The 20219-nt window shown below is 54.2% G+C and carries 18 protein-coding genes and 1 pseudogene; 9 read left to right on the top strand and 10 right to left on the bottom strand.

The window, feature by feature from the left end; all coding sequences use genetic code 11:
* Positions 1-47 precede the first annotated feature (47 nt).
* The gene (locus tag L1X57_RS00930) at positions 48-770 is read right to left on the bottom strand and encodes a CDP-alcohol phosphatidyltransferase family protein (RefSeq protein ID WP_009722427.1); all 723 of its coding nucleotides are present in this window, start codon (positions 768-770) and stop codon (positions 48-50) included.
* A gap of 212 nt (positions 771-982) precedes the next feature.
* Between L1X57_RS00930 and L1X57_RS00925 the strand changes: the two genes are divergently transcribed.
* The 4 genes and pseudogenes from L1X57_RS00925 to L1X57_RS00910 all read left to right on the top strand — a co-directional run.
* Positions 983-1972: a zinc-dependent alcohol dehydrogenase gene (locus L1X57_RS00925; protein WP_009722428.1), complete on the top strand. Its 990-nt coding sequence runs from the start codon at positions 983-985 to the stop codon at positions 1970-1972.
* A 77-nt stretch (positions 1973-2049) separates the two neighbouring features.
* Positions 2050-2448, top strand: a complete 399-nt coding sequence (locus tag L1X57_RS00920) for a 6-pyruvoyl trahydropterin synthase family protein (RefSeq protein WP_009722429.1) — start codon at positions 2050-2052, stop codon at positions 2446-2448.
* Complete coding sequence (locus L1X57_RS00915) at positions 2445-4427, top strand: glycosyltransferase (protein ID WP_009722430.1); 1983 nt, start codon at positions 2445-2447, stop codon at positions 4425-4427. The genes L1X57_RS00920 and L1X57_RS00915 overlap by 4 nt, the downstream gene beginning before the upstream one ends.
* 4 nt (positions 4428-4431) lie before the next feature.
* Positions 4432-5301, top strand: a pseudogene (locus L1X57_RS00910) (lysylphosphatidylglycerol synthase transmembrane domain-containing protein); the annotation flags it as partial.
* Between the two features lie 90 nt (positions 5302-5391).
* On the opposite strand, the gene L1X57_RS00905 reads toward L1X57_RS00910, so the two are convergent.
* Positions 5392-6039 carry a RibD family protein gene (locus L1X57_RS00905; protein ID WP_234668074.1) on the bottom strand — a complete coding sequence of 216 codons (648 nt, stop codon included), beginning with the start codon at positions 6037-6039 and terminating at the stop codon, positions 5392-5394.
* Between the two features lie 274 nt (positions 6040-6313).
* Here L1X57_RS00905 and ribA point away from each other — a divergent pair, with 274 nt between their 5' ends.
* The gene (gene ribA, locus L1X57_RS00900) at positions 6314-7420 is read left to right on the top strand and encodes a GTP cyclohydrolase II RibA (protein ID WP_009722432.1); all 1107 of its coding nucleotides are present in this window, start codon (positions 6314-6316) and stop codon (positions 7418-7420) included.
* Here the strand turns inward: ribA and L1X57_RS00895 are convergent.
* From L1X57_RS00895 to L1X57_RS00880, 4 genes are read right to left on the bottom strand one after another with little or no spacing between them, the layout of a single operon-like run.
* A complete protein-coding gene (locus tag L1X57_RS00895) occupies positions 7417-8205 on the bottom strand; it encodes a creatininase family protein (RefSeq protein ID WP_009722433.1) in 789 nt (262 codons plus the stop codon). The two genes, ribA and L1X57_RS00895, sit on opposite strands and share 4 nt — an antisense overlap.
* A gap of 49 nt (positions 8206-8254) precedes the next feature.
* Positions 8255-9037, bottom strand: a complete 783-nt coding sequence (locus L1X57_RS00890) for an FkbM family methyltransferase (RefSeq protein ID WP_009722434.1) — start codon at positions 9035-9037, stop codon at positions 8255-8257.
* Positions 9037-11016 carry a glucans biosynthesis glucosyltransferase MdoH gene (gene mdoH / locus L1X57_RS00885; protein WP_009722435.1) on the bottom strand — a complete coding sequence of 660 codons (1980 nt, stop codon included), beginning with the start codon at positions 11014-11016 and terminating at the stop codon, positions 9037-9039. Before mdoH ends, L1X57_RS00890 begins: the two co-directional genes overlap by 1 nt.
* A complete protein-coding gene (locus L1X57_RS00880) occupies positions 11009-12538 on the bottom strand; it encodes a glucan biosynthesis protein (protein WP_009722436.1) in 1530 nt (509 codons plus the stop codon). The genes mdoH and L1X57_RS00880 overlap by 8 nt, the downstream gene beginning before the upstream one ends.
* Before the next feature lie 178 nt (positions 12539-12716).
* On the opposite strand from L1X57_RS00880, the gene L1X57_RS00875 reads away from it, so the two are divergent.
* Entirely contained in the window at positions 12717-14321 is a 1605-nt protein-coding gene (locus tag L1X57_RS00875; RefSeq protein WP_234667858.1) for an alkaline phosphatase, read from the top strand.
* Entirely contained in the window at positions 14318-15727 is a 1410-nt protein-coding gene (locus L1X57_RS00870) for a mannose-1-phosphate guanylyltransferase/mannose-6-phosphate isomerase (protein ID WP_009722439.1), read from the top strand. The genes L1X57_RS00875 and L1X57_RS00870 overlap by 4 nt, the downstream gene beginning before the upstream one ends.
* Before the next feature lie 19 nt (positions 15728-15746).
* Here the strand turns inward: L1X57_RS00870 and L1X57_RS00865 are convergent, their stop codons facing one another.
* From L1X57_RS00865 to L1X57_RS00850, 4 genes are all read right to left on the bottom strand, one after another.
* Entirely contained in the window at positions 15747-16097 is a 351-nt protein-coding gene (locus tag L1X57_RS00865) for a DUF4870 family protein (protein ID WP_009722440.1), read from the bottom strand.
* Between the two features lie 18 nt (positions 16098-16115).
* The gene (locus L1X57_RS00860; protein ID WP_009722441.1) at positions 16116-17048 is read right to left on the bottom strand and encodes a lysophospholipid acyltransferase family protein; all 933 of its coding nucleotides are present in this window, start codon (positions 17046-17048) and stop codon (positions 16116-16118) included.
* 3 nt (positions 17049-17051) lie between these two features.
* Entirely contained in the window at positions 17052-17444 is a 393-nt protein-coding gene (locus L1X57_RS00855; RefSeq protein WP_009722442.1) for a DUF4870 family protein, read from the bottom strand.
* 87 nt (positions 17445-17531) lie between these two features.
* A complete protein-coding gene (locus L1X57_RS00850) occupies positions 17532-17915 on the bottom strand; it encodes a VOC family protein (RefSeq protein WP_009722443.1) in 384 nt (127 codons plus the stop codon).
* 40 nt (positions 17916-17955) lie between these two features.
* Between L1X57_RS00850 and L1X57_RS00845 the strand changes: the two genes are divergently transcribed.
* Together L1X57_RS00845 and L1X57_RS00840 are read left to right on the top strand one after the other, a co-directional pair.
* Complete coding sequence (locus L1X57_RS00845; protein WP_009722444.1) at positions 17956-18594, top strand: class I SAM-dependent methyltransferase; 639 nt, start codon at positions 17956-17958, stop codon at positions 18592-18594.
* Positions 18595-18778: 184 nt separating this feature from the next.
* Positions 18779-20149, top strand: coding sequence for an MFS transporter (locus L1X57_RS00840; RefSeq protein ID WP_234667856.1), 1371 nt, complete (start codon positions 18779-18781; stop codon positions 20147-20149).
* Positions 20150-20219 lie beyond the last annotated feature (70 nt).

The raw sequence follows: 20219 nt of genomic DNA, 5'->3' as shown, positions 1-20219 counted from the left end.
CCCGTTGTGAGGCCAGTGGATGACGGGAACTGGTCTTGATAGAGCAATTAATGGTGCTGCTTAAACAGCCACCACACATCGAAGCCAAATGAGTAGCTGAGTGTGACTAACGCACTCAGTGCGAGCAGGCTGGCAGCAAGAGGAGAGGTGAGTGGCGTTAACGCCAGCAGCAATGCGACGACCTGCCACACGCACACTGCTTTACGGCGGAAGCTGTCAAAGAGCGGTGCTTTTAACCACGGAAAAGGCCAGCTGGCGGCGATGAACAAATAACGCATGCCGCCAATGAGTAGTACCCAAGCGCCTAGATGTTCGCTCTGCAATAAGCCTATACAAAGTATCAGGATTAATACCGCATCCAGTTCCATATCAAAGCGCGCCCCGAACGGGGTATGAGTCTTTGTGCGTCTGGCAATCCAGCCATCCACACCGTCCAGTAACAGCGCGATAACAGCGACCGCTAGCCATAGCCAAATCGCGTTGGTAAAAGCATTCGCTGCCAGCGCCCCTGCCACGATGGCGACGAGTACGCCGCGCCCAAGCGTTACTCGGTTTGCCCAACCGAGCGGGCCATGGGGCCAAAAACTTACCACCAGTGCGCCCATCACGACGTAGAAGCCAGCTGCCAACCACCAGTTTGCAGCGCTGGCGACTAATCCCGGCAGCATTGCGCCCAAGCCTACTAGCAATAAGCTAGCCAACGCTATCTCAGCCAAGGTGTAGACACGCTTGGGCAAAGAGACGCTGGAGGTGTTGGAGAAAGAGGACATGCTTACTCGCAAAGCGGCGCGATGGCCCGCGGTTGAATTAAAGTGTGCAAATTATTTTCTATGTACCATTCTTGTATAAGAAGGAAAGGTTGTCCATGATGTAGAAACATTTGTTTTTAATCATCCTCGCGTTTACATGGGTTAAGCAACCACCTCGCTTTCTACGCTACGCTGTAAGGATGGATGAAGCGCTTAAACCATAAGGAAATGTCATGTTACCGCCTGATACCGCTACGGCTTTTTGGGTGACTCGCCCTATGTATGGTGAGCTAAAGCAGGAGCCACTAGCGTCACCCGCTGAAAATGAGGTGCGGGTTCGTGCCCTTTACAGCGGTGTTAGCCGCGGGACTGAATCGCTCGTATTTAATGCGCGGGTGCCGGAAAGTGAATATTCGCGTATGCGTGCCCCCTTTCAAGCAGGGGAGTTTCCTACTCCTGTGAAATATGGCTACTGCAGCATTGGCTATGTGGAGCAAGGGCCAGATTATTTATTCGATAAAACCGTCTTTTGCCTTTACCCCCATCAGGACTACTACGTCGTGCCTGTCGGCGCTGTTTTGCCGCTTCCCGACGACGTACCCGCTTACCGTGCCGTGTTAACCGCCAATATGGAAACTGCCATTAACGGCGTGTGGGATGCTAACCCCATGCTTGGCGAACGTGTGTGTGTGGTGGGGGCTGGCGTTGTCGGTGCGCTGGTGGCGTATCTATGTGCGCAAATTCCTGGTGTGGAAGTCCATCTGGTCGACATTAACCCTGAGCGAGAAGCTCTGGCAGCGCATTTAGGTATTCCTTTCTGTACGCCAGAACAGGCCCCCACGGACCAAGACTGCGTGATTCATGCTAGCGGCCAGCCAGATGGCCTGAGGCTGGCTATGGGCTTGTTGGGCAATGAAGGCCGCGTGATTGAAATGAGCTGGTTTGGCGAAGGCGACGTGTCGCTGCCGCTCGGTGGCGCTTTTCACTCCCAGCGTTTAACGCTTAGCGCCAGCCAGGTTGGGCAACTGCCTGCCAAGTTACAGCCGCGCTGGAATTATCGCCGCCGTTTAGCGCTCGCTTTACGCTTACTCACCGACCAGCGATTAGATGCACTGATCAGCGGTGAGAGCGATTTTGCCGATTTTCCAACGCTGGCACCTGCTCTGTTTGGGCCAGGTAGCACAGCGCTTTGTCATCGAATTCGTTATCCATTGCCCGCTTAATTAATGCGGCTTAATTAAGTACGAATTAGTTAGAACGACCTGGCTTTGAAGGTCTTATTAATACGACAGGAGTGTCTATGTACCGTTTATGCGTTCGTGACCATTTCATGATTGCCCACAGTTTTAATGGGGAAATATTTGGCCCTGCCCAACGCACCCACGGCGCCACCTATGTAGTAGACGTGGTGTTTCAGCGCCCTGAACTTGACCAGGATGGTCTAGTGATTGATATCGGTTTGGCTAGTGAGACGGTTAAAGAGGTGCTGGCGGATTACAACTATCGCAACCTTGATGAGGTGAGCGAATTTAGCGGTAAAAACACCACCACGGAATTTATGGCCAAGGTGATTTTTGACCAGCTGGCGGCTGCCATCAAAGCAGGAAAAATGGGTACCACCGCTCAGGGGCTGACGCACATGGAGATCAAGCTGCATGAATCTCATGTGGCGTGGGCAAGCTATGAAGGGGCGCTATGAGTCAGCCATTCACCTTGATAGTGGCTGGCGATCCAGACCAGCGTACCGGTGGGTATATTTATGATGCCCATATTGTCGCTGCACTGCGCGAGCGTGGGCTGGTTATCAATGTGGTGGGGGTGTCTGGGCGTTTTCCTGATGCCGATGATGAGGCCGCCCAGTCGCTCGCCGATACGCTTTCCGCGTTGCAGAATCATGCGCGGGTCATTATCGACGGTCTGGCCATGGGGGCGCTGCCAGAGGTAGTGGCTGTCCACGCTGAGCGCCTGGATATCACAGCGCTGCTGCATCATCCGTTGGGCGATGAGCAGGGCTTGAATGAGATGGAACAGCAGCGTTTTCACCGTAGTGAATTACGTGGGCTGGCGCACGTGAATAGAGTGATCGTGACCAGTCGCTTTACTGAGCGTCGCGTAAAGGCATTGGCGGAACAGTACGCGCTGCCATTTAGTGCCTCTATCACTGTGGTGGAGCCTGGGGTTGAACATGCCCCTGTCAGCTCTGCAGCGCAGCCCGACGAGCCTATACGTCTGTTATGCGTGGCAACGCTTACCCCGCGTAAAGGGCAGGATATTTTGGTGCAAGCCTTGGCGGGTGTTGAGAGGGGGCATTGGCGATGCGACTGCTTTGGCGGTGCTCGTGATGCTGCATTTACGGATCGCGTTCAAACGCTGATCGACAACCATCAGCTTGGCGATGGGGTAACGCTTCACGGCGAATGTGATGCCGCAACCCTGGAAGCCGCTTATCAAAACGCTCATGCACTGGTGTTGCCTTCTTGGTATGAAGGTTACGGCATGGTGGTCACTGAAGCGCTAGCCCATGGCTTGCCCGTTATCACCACCACCGGCGGTGCGCTGCGGGATACCTTGCCCAAAGGGGCTGGCATCAGCGTAGCGCCGGGGGATGTTGAGGCGCTATCGAGTGCGCTGGCGGCTTTCTGCCATGATGAGACACTACGCACTGAACTACGTGCAGGTGCCGCCGCTGCGCGTGCCTGCTTGGGCAACTGGCAGGCTGCAGGAAAGGCGTTTGCCGAGGCGCTGCAGCAATCTTCGACATTGTCGGCGGGAAGCCAATTTGCAGCGGATTGGTTATCGCTGCGTGAAACCGTCGATGCCCGCTCGCGCAGCCAAGCGCTGGTGGATGCGTTAGCGAGATGGTTATCAGAAAATCAGCGGAGAGCCGAGCTATCTAAGTCAGAAGAGCTCGCGCCGCGAGTAGAAGCTTCCTCGCCAGTGATACTGGCGGATTTAGGCTGTGGACGTGGTAGTAATAGCCAGTTTCTTGCGCCTCGCTTGCACGATGCCCAGCGCTGGATGCTGATTGACCATGATTCTGCCTTACTTAATGAAGCCTACTCGCGAACCAGCCAATTGAACACGGGTAAAGGTGAAACGCTCCAGGTGGAAACTCACTGCGCTTCTCTCGCACACCTTGATCACCCAGCACTTACGCACTGCGACGTAGTGACGGCATCTGCGCTGATCGATTTAGTATCTCAAGAGTGGATTGATGCCTTGGCTGCACAGTGTGCTAAACATCGGCAAGCGCTTCTTATCACTCTAAGCATTACCGGCGAATGGTACTTTACCAATGCCCAGCAGCAACCTCTGAACGACCCTGACGATCGTTGGGTCAGCGAGCTGTTCAACGCGCACCAGCGTCGGGATAAGGGCTTAGGCGATGCATTAGGCGGCGATGCCCACGGCGCGCTAGCCAAAGCGATGGCTCACTACGGTTATCGTGTTATTGAGGCTGAAACACCATGGCGATTGGCGGCGAGTAAGCTGGCGCAGTACCCCTTAATGTGCGCGTTAGTTGAAGGATGGGCGAGCGCTGCTACCGAACAGGCTCCAGAGGCGGCGTCACGGATTGCCCAGTGGCGTGATGAACGCCTGCGTAATGTGGCCGAAGGCGAGGTTGGTATTTGGGTAGGCCACCGCGACTTGCTGGCGCTACCAGCGGACGAGGGCTAATCCCATGCGACTCTGGCGCTGGCTGAGAACCCCATGGGTGCAAAAAGGGTTAGTGAGCTTAGGGCTGCTGGCCGCTGTTGCCCTGTGGGTAGAGCCAGACGCGGTGATGGCAGAAGTGCAGCGCTTTGCGCCGGGCTGGATGGCTCTGGCGCTGTTGATCAGTGTGCTGCAAGTGATGCTGAGTGCGTGGCGTTGGCAGTTGACGGCAGGCTTAATCGACGTGCCGTTGCGCTACCGTTATGCACTGCGGGAATACTACTTAGCATTATTGGTTAACCAACTTTTACCAGGTGGCGTGTTGGGTGATGCAGGTCGTGCCCATCGCCATGCTCGTCAGTCTTCTTCAAAGGGTAGTGCTTGGCGTGCGGTGGTGATTGAGCGTGCTTCTGGGCAGTTGGCGATTGCGCTTTACACACTGATCGCCTTGTTCACGTCGCCACTCTGGCTAACGGCTCTGGGTTTTAGTGGCTTGATGGTAGTGGTGGGCGTAGTGGGTATCGTGATGGTGGCCGGTGTGACGCTGATGGTCTGGCTGCGACGCTCGGCGGTGACGCTACCCACTTGGTGCGCTGCATTAGGGCAGGATATGCGTCGCGGGCTACTGCAGCGTGACGTATGGCCACGGCAACTGATCTCTTCTTTTTCTATCGTGCTTAGCTATGGCCTAGTAATGGTCTGTGCGGCTCGGGCAATCGGTGTGGAACTGGCAGCGTTAGATGTCTTGGCGCTGGCACCGGTATTGCTGCTTGCCATGCTGGTGCCCCTTTCGATTGCCGGATGGGGGGTGCGGGAAGGCGCCGCCGCAGGCATTTGGATGTTTGTTGGCTTGCCTTCGGCGCAAGGTGTGGCGATATCACTGGCTTATGGTGTGTTAGTGCTGATTTCTAGCCTGCCAGGCATTTGGGTGGCGCTGGCCTCGCGAACACGCGCTACGCCGTCCAGTTCTCCGCCATGCAGTTCTCCGTCAGGCAGTGCGCCCGCTCAGCACTACGTCGAAGAGCGTGTCGTCCCCGCACCGGAAAGATCGCATCGTAGGACGCAGCGCACTCTCAAGGGTGTCGATGGGCGTCATTTGCAACCCAGGCCTGCCGGAACCGATCAGCAGCGGCGCGACCAGCAAATGCAGGCGGTCAACCGCATTTGCTTCAATGAACTGCGAAACAGTAACGCCGCCGCCTTCTACCAATACCCGAGTCAGGCCACGGTTCGCCAGCAAGGCAATAACGTCGGCGGGGCGGAACTGACCATTGATATCCAGCGGCAACACGCAGTGTTCGGCCGTCGTTTGCGCCACCGTTGCCTCTGGCCCGGTGAGATGCAGAGTGGGTGCGGTAGGCGTGGTGAACAGCGCCAAATCAGCTGGTACGCGCCCTCGTGGGTCAATCACCACTCGGGTAGGGTGCTTGCCCGTTACGTGGCGTACCGTGAGTTGGGGGTTATCAGCACTCGCCGTGCCCGCTCCGATCACTACGGCATCTGCCAGCGCACGCAGTCGGTGCAGGTGCACCAAACTTTCAACGCCATTGATGTAGTGGGAATGACCGCTTTCCGTAGCAATGCGTCCATCCAGGCTCTGTCCCAGCTGGGCAACCACCCAGCTCGAATGACGCATCAGTGGCAGCAAACACGTCAACAGCTCCTGCGCGGCGCTTGTTACCGAGTCAGGGGAGTGCCAGCTGCCGTGAGTATCCAGCGTAATAGTGACGTCACTTCTGATGCCCTGCTGAGTGTCCAACAACCATGCCCACGCTTGGTCGGTATCGATCGTCACTTCATTGGTGCTAGGCATGGTATCTCCACTCAAAAAACAGAAACTCATCATGCGGGGCCATGTTGCCCGACGCAAGCAAACGTTGTCCGCCCCAACAGGCAACTTGGAGGCCTACATGTATCACATTGAACGCGCTATTTTCGATATTCGCCGTGGATTGCCCGTGGTGATTAATACCGGAGAGCAACGCCTGTTGGTACAGGCACTTGAAGGCAGTGTATCGGTCAGTTCACTGGCGAAACTTTCTGGCTCGCGACCTGCGCTGGTATTAACGCGTCATCGCCTGGAAGCAATGGGCATGACGCTTAAGGCGGATGCCGCTTGCTTACCGCTCACTGAGCAAATCAGTGAGCGTGATCTGCACCATCTTGCCGTGTCCCATGAAGCGTCGAAGATGTCCCACTCACTGTTAAGCGGCCTGAAGCCAGCAGGCGTAGGGGAGCGAGGCGCTGTGGCACTGATGCGTCGCGCGTTGTTGATACCGGCTGCGCTGTGCGCTGAGGTCAGTGCGGCATCCGCCGACCATATTGCTCAGCAGTTATCAAAAGGTGAACTGTTAGAGGTTAATGCCCGCGATGCTGAGAAGTGTTTAGCCGGCGCGCCGGGGATGCTAAAGCGCGTGAGTGAGGCGCGTATTCCGCTTGAAGAAGCACCCGAGAGTCGCTTCGTGCTGTTTCGCGAACCCGATGGCCTGCGAGAGCATGTGGCCGTGGTGATTGGCGATCTGGATGCCATCCCAGGTGCGGTTCCTTTGCGTATGCACTCGGCTTGTCTAACCGGTGACTTGTTTGGCAGCCTGCGCTGCGACTGCGGTGAGCAGCTACGTAACGCGGTGGCCGATATTCAAGCCATGGGCGGTGGTGTGTTGCTTTATTTAGCACAAGAAGGGCGGGGAATTGGCTTAGCCAATAAACTGCGCGCCTACACGCTGCAAGATGGTGGTTTAGATACGGTAGACGCCGACCAAGTGCTGGGGTTTGGCGAGGATGAGCGTCAGTACGCTGTCGCGGTTGATATGCTCAATGCACTTGAGGTAGATAAGGTTCAGCTACTGACCAACAACCCATTGAAAATGGCAGCCCTACGTGAAGGCGGTATTGAGGTCGTCTCACGTCAGGCGCTCTATGGCAGTGTGACTGATCACAATCACCGCTACCTAAGCGCCAAAGCAAGCCGGGCAGGGCACTTCCTAGACGAAGTGCTTGAAGGTCGTGGGCGTTAATTTGATGTTTTACGTGTGATAAGCGGCGGCAGGTGGGCGGTTTCGGCCACCACCTGCGCTAACTGAGTGGCGTAGTGCCTTACTAACCGTTCACCTAATGCTTTATGAGCATCCGTTGCATCACCGGCAACGCCGAACGTACTCAAGTCCTCGGCAAGCCAGGCAAACGCGGCGCTACCTTCTGGGCTCACTAGTGCGTCACCTTTAGGCATTGCCGGTGGTGTGGGCTGGTAGCTGTCGAGCTGCACAAATTCAGGTGCTAAATGCAGCATGATGGCGGTTTCCAGCAGTCCGCCATGCAACCCGTAGCGCAGCTCATCGGCATTGATAGCACCTTCCAGTGGCGGAAGGCGTGTATAAGTGGCTTTCACTACGCGCATTGCAAATTGCTTGCGTAGTGTCAGCGCGGCAAGGTCCATCACGGCTTTATTGCCGCCGTGGCTATTAATCAACACCAGCTTTTTTATACCTGCCTGGGCAATGCTTTCGCCGTAAGCCTCTAATGTCGCGATGGCGAGTGGAGCGGGTAGGCTGAGTGTTCCTGGGAAGTTGGCGTGCTCGTCGCTCGCGCCTACGGCAATCGCTGGCAGGCATAACACATCAAGCGCTGGGTCGATGATGTCCAGCATGGCGGCTTGTAACCCTTCACCAATCATCAGGTCGGTGCCTAACGGCAAGTGCGTACCGTGCTGCTCAATTGCCCCCAGGGTGATCACTGCAACTGGATCACCTTCGGCAATCGAGGCGAGTTGGGGAGCGGTGAGGGTTTGCCAGTGATAAATCATGCAGGTTCTCTTGTTTTAAAAGCTGTGTTTGGAAATAGATTTTGAAGAATTATGCGGATGCGTTTAACAGCGGATGGTCGGCACGGCAGGCGTAGAGATCCCCTGAGGCCATGCCTTCAACGCCATCGTTAAGCCACTGGGTAATGGTTTCAGGGGTTTGCCAGGTTGCCCAGCGAAAGTGGCGCTGCTCACCGGCAATTGCATTGAAGCGGTAGTCACCAAGGCGGCACAGCTGTTCAACGCAGGCATGGCTGGCCTCTAACACGCCTGCAACAAATTCCACTGAAAGCGCTGCGACGGGGTGATTAAGTCCCATTAGTACCTCTGCTTCAAACCCTTCAACATCAATTTTTATAAAGCTTGGTTCGCCGTAAGTGGCGATCAGTTGATCCAGTGTGGTGACTTCCACTCTTAGCTGCTGTTCCCATTGCACGTGCTGAAAGCCAGGGTTGCGTTCGCCCACCTGATGACGCCACTCGGTCGCTAGGGTAGAGAGGGTCGGGTTACTAACACTGATAGCGATATCCGCATGGCCGGGCTGCGGTCCAGCGGCCAGTGGTAGGAGCGTAATGTTCGGCCGATTGAGTATCCGTTTAAACCATTTGGCCAGTGCTGGCTGTGGCTCTAATGCCACTACCTTAGCACCTAGCGCGTGGAAGGCGGCACTACGGTCGCCTAAGTGAGCGCCAATATCAAAAGCGATATCGCCCGGCTGAATAAACGGACGATATAACTGCTTTAGGCCCCTTTGCCTTCCTGGCCGCCAGTAAATAAACAGTGAACGCGCCATACCGCTGGCACTGCGGAGCCGATCAAAAAAAGCAGAAGGCATTAGTAAGGCTCCTTAACGGATGGTGCATGTTCAGTTGCTGTTTGAGCGTGATAGCGAAACGATTGGCAGGGCATATCGCCTGGCTGTTCTTGGGGAAGCGCTAGAGAAAGTGTTAGCGACGGGTTAGATAAGGTGGTACTGGAGTGATGACTGTGGCTTTCTAACGCGGCAAAGTCCTCCAAAAGAGGTGGTTGTTGTGCTGAACTCGGCGTTTGCAGTAAGCCGAACTTGCGGCTAATGACGCTTCCCCAGGTGGCACTGCTGGAATATTTCACCAACGGAGCGGCTCCAATCAGCCCCAGCCATGCGGGTGTTAGCCAGCCAAACGCGGAGGGTGAAAAGTGCATCATCGTGCCTGCCCAGGCAATGCCACACAACGTCATCCATCCTGTGTGGTGCCATGTCTCTCGCCAACTGAGCGAACGCTCCCCACGATGCTGAGTTTGCCAGTCAATGGCCCGGCCAATCAGCACGTTGATGATAAATAAGCTGTGCCACGCCATCATCAGCGGCGCAATCAGAGCGGCAAACAGAATTTCCAATAACGTGCTGGTGACAAGCTTGAGTCGCCCGCCATACGCATGGGGGCATTGCCAGAACGTCAGTAACAGACCCAGTAGCTTGGGCGCAATCAGCATGCCCAGCGTTACGCTTAACAGCCCCAGAGAGAGGGCTTCAGGCAACGGCGGGGTTGACGTGGTCTCAATGGCTTGATAACCCACCATGAGGCTGGTGCAGAGTAGCAGCCCAAGCCAAACAAGCGAAGAAAGGTAGGCAAACGCGCCTAATAAAAAGTGTAGTCGACTAATCGGGTGGAACCCTGCGCCGGTGAGTAAGCGTAAGTGCTGTAGATTGCCCTGTAGCCAGCGGCGATCACGCTTGGCAAAGTCGAGCATGTTGCTGGGCATGGCTTCAAAGCTGTTGTGTGACGCGCTAGCGTAAGGGTTGTGACGAGATACGGCGGTTGTCGCAGAGGTATCCAGTAACACCTGCCAGCCACCTCGTTTCAGGAGAGCCGCTTCGACGAAGTCATGACTTAGCAACTCTCCCCCTAAAGGGGGCTTGCCTGAAAGCGTCGGTAGCCCCGCATGGGCCATGAAAGCGCGTGTACGAATGATCGCATTATGCCCCCAGTAATTCGCCGCATCGCCCTGCCAAAAACTTTGGCCTGCCGCTAGCATGGGGCTGTAAAGTGCCGAGGCTAGCTGGGTAAAACGACCAAATAGCGTACGTTGGCCAACGGGGATAGGCACTGTTTGGATAAGTCCTACGCTTGGCTGGCGCTGCATTCGGTGTACCAAATGCAGCAGCGTTGCGCCACTCATTAAGCTGTCGGCATCAAGCACTACAATGTAGTCATAGCGGCGGCCCCAGCGGCGACAAAACTCTGCAATATTGCCTGCTTTTCGGCCATCATTATTAGGGCGTCGCCGATAATGAATGGCTATCTGTCCGGCAAGGCGCTGTTGCAAGGCAGCCACATGGGCCGCTTCGATGTCTGCCATGGCCGACTCTTGGGTATCGCTCAACACAAACACTTCAAAGTATTTGTTGATAGCACTGGGTGTTCCTGCACCATACGCTTCTGCTTGCTGGAGAAGTGAACGACACGTTGCTTCTAGCCCCGCAATGGTAGGGATAGGAGGTTCTGCATAAATAGGCATTACGAGTGCGGTGCGGCTGACTAGCAGGCTGGCATTGGGGTTCACAATGGCTTGGCGACGTAAGCTGAGTGGGTCGCGACGTAGCGCACAAAGCACAAAGCCACACAGTGCTCCCCAGAAAGCCAGCGCTATCCAAGTAAACGTTAATGCAAAGAGTATCAACATGATGATTTGCCAACCAATGGCAAGGTTGGCAACTACCTTCGCCATCACGATACAGCCACCGATGCTGGTGGCTAACACCGTAAAAGCAAGGAAGGCTCGGCGACCGTTAAGCCAGGGCATCGAAGGCCGCAACGCGTGGAGATCAGGCATCGGGATACCACACGTAATTCCAGGTTTCAGTTACGGGCTCTCCTTTCATCATCAGGCGCAGCCGGATATCACTGGGCTCGCTGCCGGGGGGCAATCGGAAAGTAGCCCGTCGCCCGTTGTTGGGGAGTGTTTTGACTTGAGGTAGTAATGCCTCACTATTTTGCACGCTAATGTCCAGCTCGATTGGCTCGCTTGATGTCAGGTCATCCAGTTTGCCGCCCTGGAAATCTACGATGAATTGGCGCTGATCAGCAGAGGGGGAGTCGGCCTCGCCTGGAACCGCTGCGCTTCCATGGCGGGTGCGCACAACCTTGCCCAGTAAATTAGCCTCGGGCTGTTCATTGAGCGTAAACGTTCGATAGTGAAGGTGGCGTGATTCGCCAGCAGTGAGCGCCTCCTCGGCCACCCAGTAAGCCACAATGTTATCGTGGGTTTCATCTGGCGTGGGGATTTCGACTAGCTCTACATGTCCTGGGCCCCAATCCTCCAGTGGCTCGACCCACTGGCTGGGGCGGCGGTGGTAGTGTGCTTCAAGGTCTAGGTAGCGGCCAAAGTCCCGCTCCCGTTGCATTAAACCAAACCCATTGGGTGCATCATCTATAAACGCTGATACGCGTACGGATGAGGGATTTTGCAACGGCCGCCAAATCCACTCGTCGGCTCCCGTGTGTATTAGCAAACCATCAGAATCATGTACCTGAGGGCGAAAGTCATCAGGTCGTTCGGTGCTGGCTTCCCCAAAAGTGAACATGCTGGTGAGCGGTGCAACCCCTAGCTTTTCTATATCAGAACGTGCAAACAGCGTTGCTTCTACATCTGCCTTGGTGCTCTCGCCCGGTGTTAACGTAATGCGGTAAGCGCCGCTTAGCGACGGGCTATCCATGAGTGCGAGAAGCGTAATGCTGTCAGAATTTTCATCCGGCTTATAAAGCCAGAATTCGCGAAATTTAGGGAACTCTTCACCACTGGCTAACGCAGTATCAATCGCAAGCCCGCGGGTAGAAAGGCCGTAGGCTTGGTCGTGTCCTACTAGACGGAAGTAGCTTGCGCCAAGAAAAACAGCAAATTCATCGGCATAATCATCATTATTGATAGGGTAATGCAGCCTAAAGCCTGCATGACCGCTGCCTGTTAAATCATGCTCTAACAAGCGGTTGGCATCACCATCGTACTGAAAGTCATCTGCCGAGAAAGAGAGTGGTTCAACGTCACCGTTCTCGATCACATTAATAGCGACGGGTGTTTGAAATATAAATCCGCTGTGAAATAGCTGCATACTGAGAGGGCTTTCATCGCGCCAGTAGGCTCGCTCGGGTTTGAAACGGATTTCTCGATACAGGTCATAGTCCAACGACTTCAAAGCGCTGGGAAGCGACTCATTTGGCGCTTGGTAAGGCGCATCGGCTAGCGTCTGAGCGCGCTCAATGACGTGGTCAAAAACATCGTCATCGTTAGCAACCGCGCAAAAGGCGATCAGGCAGTTAAATGACAACATCCATTTTGCAGCAGTACGAACACTCATGGGCGAGTTCCTTTCGATTGCATGCCAACGTGGTAACCATAAAATCAGTATATGAAATATCTCAACAAAAGTTATACCATGCGGTCTATTGGTATATGATTTTTATGGTCGTGTGCAAGCTTTTTAAACTCCATTAAGCGTGTAATGTTGAGGTGATTGCTATGCTGTTGAAGCGCTGATGATTCGTCTTCTACTCACGTGTATAACGCTCAACTTTCTACTGGTATTGCCGCTTTGGTGGCGTTTCGGTGAGATTGGCTCCCCTTTAATTGCTTGGGAAGCATGGGTAATAGCACCCGTAATGCTGCTTATTCGCCCAGGTAACTTACGTCGCTGGCTGGCTATTTTGTTGGTAAGTTGGCTTGCCTTGGTAACGGCAGCCAATCTAGGTGATGCGGCGACACACACCGCGTTTGGTCGGTCACTAAACCTCTACCTGGACGTGCCCTTGGTGCGCTCTATCTACCATTTGTTAGTAGGTAATGTAGGTCAACTAGCAGCAACTTTCCTGATGTTGTTTGGCAGCGCTGCCCTGTTAGGGAGTTTATGGGTGATGCTGCGATTGCTGTTACCTGCGAAACATCTATCGGTATGGAGGGCTCCAGGTGCTCTAGCCATCCTGGTAATGATTACTGCGGCAGGGTTCGCGGTTTCCGAGGCCAACGGCAAGCGCTTAGTTGCTAAATCAACGTTGCCTGCTGTTAACACCACGCGTTTTCAGTGGGAACAGGTAGTGGCGACTCATCAGGCAAGAGTGGCGTTTACCGAGCAGTTGCAGGATACACCGTTAGAGCCCAGGCCATTACCTGGTTTGTTGGGGCGCAACGTCTTATTAACGTTTATTGAGTCTTATGGTGTATCGGCCATTAATGACTCTCGCTATAGCAATGTCTTGCTTTCCACGTTAGATGACATACAGCAACGTTTGGGGCAGCGCGATCTACACGTTGTGTCAGGCTTGCTGAAAGCGCCTATACGGGGTGGTCAGTCATGGCTTGCCCATGCCACGGCACTGAGCGGTCGCTGGATTGATAACCAGCTATGGTACAGGCTGATGCTGGAAAGCGACCATTCAACACTCGTTGATGATTTTAGTAGCACTGGGCAGCGGACGCTCAGTGTCATGCCCGCCATTACATTGGCTTGGCCAGAAGGGCTGGCCTACGGCTTTGATGAGATTGCGGCAGCGAAAGATTTACCCTACGCCGGGCCGCCGCTGAACTGGGTCACAATGCCCGATCAGTTCACTCTGGATTACACCCAGCGACATTTGTTGGGAGACATGCCGGTATTCGCGCAACTCGCACTGATTTCTAGCCACGCGCCATGGACGCCAATTTTGCCCGTTTTCGAAGACTGGTCGATGATTGGCGATGGGCGTATTTTCGCCCCTTGGGAGGAGGCCGGCGATCCGCCAGAAGTGCTCTGGCAGGATATTGAGCGCATCCGTGACCATTACGCGTGGTCAATAGACTACGCTGTGAAGGTCACAGGGCGCTGGGCTGAGCGAGTGGTTGATGACAACACACTATTGATTGTACTTGGAGACCATCAGGCGGCACCGTTGATTACTGGCGACAACGCCAGTGCTGCAGTGCCTGTGCATGTGATTAGCGGCGATCCTGGGTTATTAGCACCTTTTAAAGCACGTGGTTTTATTAATGGCATGTTGCCTGCACTGGAAAGCCCAGAGGAAGCCGCGAAAATGAGCCAGCTGCGTCATTGGTTGCAGCAAGACTTTGGTACGCCAGCATTAACCACTTCTACAGGGACGACACCATGATCCAGCCCGTCATTCTTAGCGGTGGCAGCGGTACGCGGCTTTGGCCACTCTCACGTGAGCAGATGCCAAAGCAGTTCTTGCGCTTAACGTCATCCCAAAGCCTGCTGCAGCAAACGCTTGCGCGTTTGGAGGGGTTGGATACTCAGCCGCCGATGTTGATGGGGCACCATGCTCATCGGTTCTTAATGGCGGAGCAGCTGCGTGAGAGCGGTCTAGCGGGAACGTTGGTGTTAGAGCCAGAAGGGCGTAACACGGCACCGGCAATTGCTTGCGCTGCGCTATTAGCCCGTCAAGCGGGCGAGGATCCACTGTTACTTGTGCTTCCAGCAGACCACGTTATCGGCAATGTAGTAGCGTTTACTCACAGTGTCGCTTGCGCAGAGCCGCTTGCTGCCCAAGGGTATCTCGTTACGTTTGGCGTGGTCCCTACCTATCCAGAAACAGGCTATGGCTATATTGCATGTGGCAGCCCTTTGGGCGGTGGTCACCAGATAGCATCATTTATCGAGAAACCTAGCGCAGAGCGTGCCCAGCATCTTTTAGAAGCAGGCAAGACCCTGTGGAATAGCGGTATGTTTTTACTGCAAGCATCCACTTACCTGTCTCAGCTTGAACGTTTGCAGCCAGCCATGCTGGCAGCCTGCCAACAGGCTGTTGACGACGCTCATCGTGACTTGGACTTTTTACGTTTAGGTGAAGATGCATTTTGCTCATCTCCGGCGGAGTCGATCGACTACGCCGTCATGGAACACTGTGACCACGCAGCGGTGGTTCCGTTGGATGCCCAATGGAGCGATATTGGTAGCTTTGATGCGTTATGGGCAACGCAAACGCCCGATAAAGCGGGCAACGTAGTTAACGGTGACGGGATCCTGGCCAATACGCAACGCTCGCTTGTTATTGCTAAGCACCGCCTGGTGGCAACGCTCGGTGTTGAAGATTTGATCGTGGTAGAAACATCAGATAGCGTGCTAGTTGCCCACCGCGATCAGGCGCAGCAGGTTAAACAGCTGGTGGCATCACTCACTCAAGCAGGGCGTCGTGAACCCCACGCTGCGCCGTTAGTTCATCGTCCTTGGGGAAGTTTTCAGGCCATGGATAGCGGAGAACGCTATCAGGTGAAGCACATCACGGTTAAACCTGGCGGGCGGCTTTCGCTGCAGCGTCATCACCACCGTGCTGAACACTGGGTCGTCGTGAGTGGCACCGCCCAAGTCACGGTGGGCGAGCAAACCTTTCTCGTTAGTGAAAACCAATCCACCTATATCCCCATTGGTGCGCTACACCGACTGGAGAACCCTGGGAAAATTCCTTTAGAGTTGATCGAGGTGCAGTCGGGCAGCTATTTAGGGGAAGATGACATCGAGCGTTTAGACGATGTGTACGCTCGCCTCAGTGATGAATAGGGGGTTGGATACTTAGTTATTACCAGAGCCAGCTGCCAGGACGAGCCGGTGGCTCTCCCTTGCGTACTGCAACCCAGCCAATAATGCAGCGCACACAAAGCCACACCACTAATAGTGGCCATAGCAATGTGCCCACTAACATTAAGCTAAGGGTAAAGGTAACTATAAAGTAGAGACAGCCTATCCAAAAAGTACGGATCAAATAACGGTAGTGAGCTTGCAGCCACGGCGCCGCTTCATTGCGATACACATAAGCGATAATAACGCCAATCAACAGCGTAATATTTGCTGTTACTAGGCCCGCTAAGTAAAGTGCGTAAATGATTTGTGGCGGGCGCATTTCCTCTTTGGGAATATAACGCTGGGTCATAAATTTTCTCATTACCCTTCAGTAAAGCCTAAATTGTTTGGCGTTTGCTAGCCCTTGCTGTTGCTCTATTACTTTGCGATAGCGCTTGTATTCCCACTGATACTGCGTCGGATCAAGAGCGATTGATGCTTCTACGCTGGCATTAACGCCAGTCGCCGATACCACATCATCTTCGCTGTAAACCTGCTCGTCGGCGTCAAGGAAATGAATTTCAAATCCTTTGCCGGGCACCCGTAAGGCAACGCCAGTAACTACCCTTGCCTGAGTGCGGGCGACTAGTTTGGGTAGCAGCGTTGCCGTATAAGCATCGCGTCCATAAAAAGGGGCGAATACACCGCTGCCCCAGTTTGGTTCTTGATCCGGCAAGATGCCGATAGCTTCGCTACGCTTTAGCGCTTTAAGAAGGGCAGCAACGCCTCTGGCGTTGGTGGGTACCAAGCTTGCTCCCATACGCTCACGGCCATGGCGAATAATTGGCTCAAGGTCGGCAATTTTGGGTGGCTCGTACATGGCGGTAAAAGGAAAGTGGCTGGAGAGCCAAAAGTTAAGCACTTCCCAATTACCAAAGTGTGGGGCAAGCACAATCACGCCGCGGCCATCGGCACGGGCGCTGTCTAGTTTATCTCGGCCATGAACCGATAAAATGCTGGCCTCTACTTTTTCGGGAGCAGCCATCCACGCATGGCCAAGTTCCAACATGGTGGCTGCCGAGTGGCGCAGGCTTTGTATGGCAAGTGCTTTGCGCTGGCTGGTAGTGGCCTCAGGGTTAACCACTTGCAGATTGATTTCCGTTACCTGGCGTTCTCGTTTACTAAAGCGATAGACCAGCGGGCCTAATAGCACGGCGATACGCCAAAGAACGGCAAGTGGCCAACGCGCCAGTAGTTTCCAAAGGCCTGTGATGGCACGTGCCTGGAAAAGCGATTTTTTAGAAGTTGCCTGCTCTGTCATAAGTTACAGGAACCAGCTATCAACGTTGGTTGGTGCACGCTTCTCCTGCAGACCCTTAAAGCCTTTCACACAGCGAACAATAAACCATACGGCCAACGCCAATAGCATGGGAATGCCAATCAGAATAAACGTTAGCAAAGTGGCGATGCTGCCGTAGAGCAGCCCAATCCAAAACGTGCGGATCTGATAGCGGTAGTGTTCATCCAGCCATTCAGGGCCTTTACCACGATAGACATAGGCGATAACGATGCCCACAAGCGAGGTGAACCCTACCAAAAAGCTTGCCAAATAAAGCGCGTAAATCACCATCGCCATAGTGGTGTCCGGCTGTTCTGAGGGCGTGCTTTCGTTAATTACTTCACCTTCTAAAGGTGCTTTATTGGCATCGTCGCGCATAACCGATCCTTTTTGCTATTCGCCATGAGGCGCCCTTAAGGGCACCGTTAAAGCCCACTATGATAGCGCGGCTGGCGCGGCTTATCATTAGCGGGCAGCAGGTCGGCAAATTTCCAGCAAATTACCGTCTGGATCGCGTAAGTAAATCGACTCAATTGGGCCATTGGCGCCTTGGCGGGCAACCGGGCCAAGCTCTACGTCAATAGCAAGCGCATCCAAATGCTGCTTGAACTCATCCAGCGGCAGCAGGCAGCGTAGGCATAAGTCCAGGCTGCCAGGGGTTGGAGTGGCAGAAACAGGGGCAATGTCGGTGTCGGTTTGATGCAGACGCAGTGCAGTGTCGCCGAGTATAAGATCAACCCGCTGTGCGTCTCGGTAGCGCACGTCTAAACCAAGCACACGAGAGTAAAAATCCACGGCGCGACCCATATCAGTCACCGTAACAACAAGATGGTCCAAACCTGAGAGCATGCCACTTTCCTTAAATACAAACGTAAAACATGAGAATACGATGATGCGACGCTGCCCGCTATGCAATACGCCTCACCCGACGCTATATCACCAAGACCGTCGCCGCGATTACTACCAGTGTGCCACGTGTGCCTTGGTGTTTGTGCCTGCTGAACAGCATTTAAATGCACTTCAAGAAAAAGCAGAGTACGACCAGCATCAGAATTCGCCGCATGATACGGGATATCGGCGTTTTCTGGGGCGTTTATTTGACCCATTAGTGGCTAAACTGCCGCAAGGTGCCCGAGGGCTGGACTTTGGCTGTGGTCCAGGTCCTACGTTGTCGGTAATGTTTGAAGAGGCGGGGCTCGCGATGGCGATTTACGATATTTTTTATGCCCCAGACGTCGCAGTGCTGAACTGTCGGTATGACTTTATTACTGCCACCGAGGTAGTAGAGCATTTGTCATCACCTGGCGACGAACTTAGCCAACTGGTCGAGAAATTAGTCCCTGGGGGCTATCTTGGGGTGATGACAAAACGTGTCAGCACCCCCGAGGCATTTGCCCGCTGGCACTACATTAATGACCCAACCCATGTGTGCTTTTTCAGTGAAGCGACGTTTTGTTGGTGGGCTGATCAGCGAGGTTTGTCAGTGGAATTTCCTGGCAATGACACGGCAATATTTAAAAAACACTAATTTATATACCAAGGCTATGAAAAAGCATTGACTTTGTAGCATTGAAAGCAATAATTGCGCGCCCGTTTTCTGCCTGCCTGATGTGATGGGCGTGCTTGAGATAGGCGAGCTAACGGCTAACCTCTCGTTATTCGTGCTTATCGTTATTCGGGCCACTCTTTATTCAGGCAAGGTAGGTATACACATGTCGCGGCAACTGCTAGCTATGGCGCTAGCGCCCTTATTAGGGCTGTTTATTCTTGGGATTGGCAATGGCTTTCTCGCCACGCTGATTACCGTGCGGCTAGACGCTGCGGGCGAGTCGGCAACGGTGATTGGTATTGTCTCCTCGGCTTACTTTATTGGCTTAGCGTTAGGTGCATTGGTTAATGACCGTTTGCTACTGCGTATAGGCCATATCCGCGCTTACGGTAGCTTTGCTTCACTGGTTGCTGTCACGGTGTTACTGCAAGGGCTGTTTTTTGACCCTTGGGCTTGGTTTGTGCTGCGCTTAATTGGCGGCTGGGCCACCGTGGGCGTTTACTTAGTGATTGAAAGTTGGTTGCTGACATCGGGCGATCAAAAAGTACGTGGTCGATTGCTAGCGATGTATATGATCTCGCTGTACGCCGCGGGTGTGCTGGGGCAGTTGCTGTTGGGGGTAACCAGTGCCATGGGGGTAACGGCTCCCTTTATGGTGATTGGTCTATTGGCGTCTTTATCGGTGCTGCCCATGGCAATGATTCCACGGGTATCGCCCATTATAGAGCACGCTGAGCCGCTTCCGCCGCACCGTTTGATTACCATGACGCCGACGGGAGTGATGGGGAGTTTAGGGTCTGGCATGGTAGTGGCTGCCGCTTATACCTTGCTGCCACTGTATTTGCAGCGCATTGGCATGAGCGTCAATCAGGTGGGGCAAATGATGGCCGTCGTGATTCTTGGCGCTATGTTACTTCAATACCCCATTGGCCGCTGGTCTGACCGCCACGACCGTCAAATCGTATTGATCGGAATCAGCGCTTTCTGTGTAGTGATTTCGGCGGCCATGATATGGCTGCCAATGTCGACGCCCTTGCTGGCAGCGCTGCTGTTCTTACTGGGTGGCGGTGTATTTGCGCTTTACCCGGTGGCGGTTAGCCATGCCGCCGACCGTGCTCCGGCAGGCGCACTGGTACGCATGAGCCAGGGCCTGTTATTAATCAACTCCATTGGGGCCACCATCAGCCCGCTTATGATCTCTCCGGTAATGACCGCCATGGGAGATGCGGGGCTGTTCTGGGCATTTGGCTCACTGAGTCTGTTTTTCCTCTTGTTCTTTGGTTGGCGGCGCAGCGTGCGGCCTGCACCGGTTCCCGTGGCTCCCTTTACACCAACAACGCCGATGACGGCGGCAGGTGCCGAGCTAGTGGTCACAGAGGAACTGATGCAAGGCGCGCTCGAGCACGAGCACTTGGAAGACCTTTCTGATGTCGTGCCTGACGTGGGTGCGGTTGAACCCATTGTTGGCCCGCCCTCAGAAGACCAAACCCATATCGTTTATTACGATGATGTGGAAACCGAGGCTCGTCGATAATTAACTCGGGCGGATAGGGCAAAATTGAGACAAAAACGTAGATAGTGAGCTGATGTTATTTCAGCAGGTG

It is taken from the genome of Halomonas sp. TD01 (genome assembly GCF_923868895.1).
Classification (GTDB): domain Bacteria; phylum Pseudomonadota; class Gammaproteobacteria; order Pseudomonadales; family Halomonadaceae; genus Vreelandella.
This window is presented reverse-complemented; position numbering and strand designations above follow the sequence as displayed.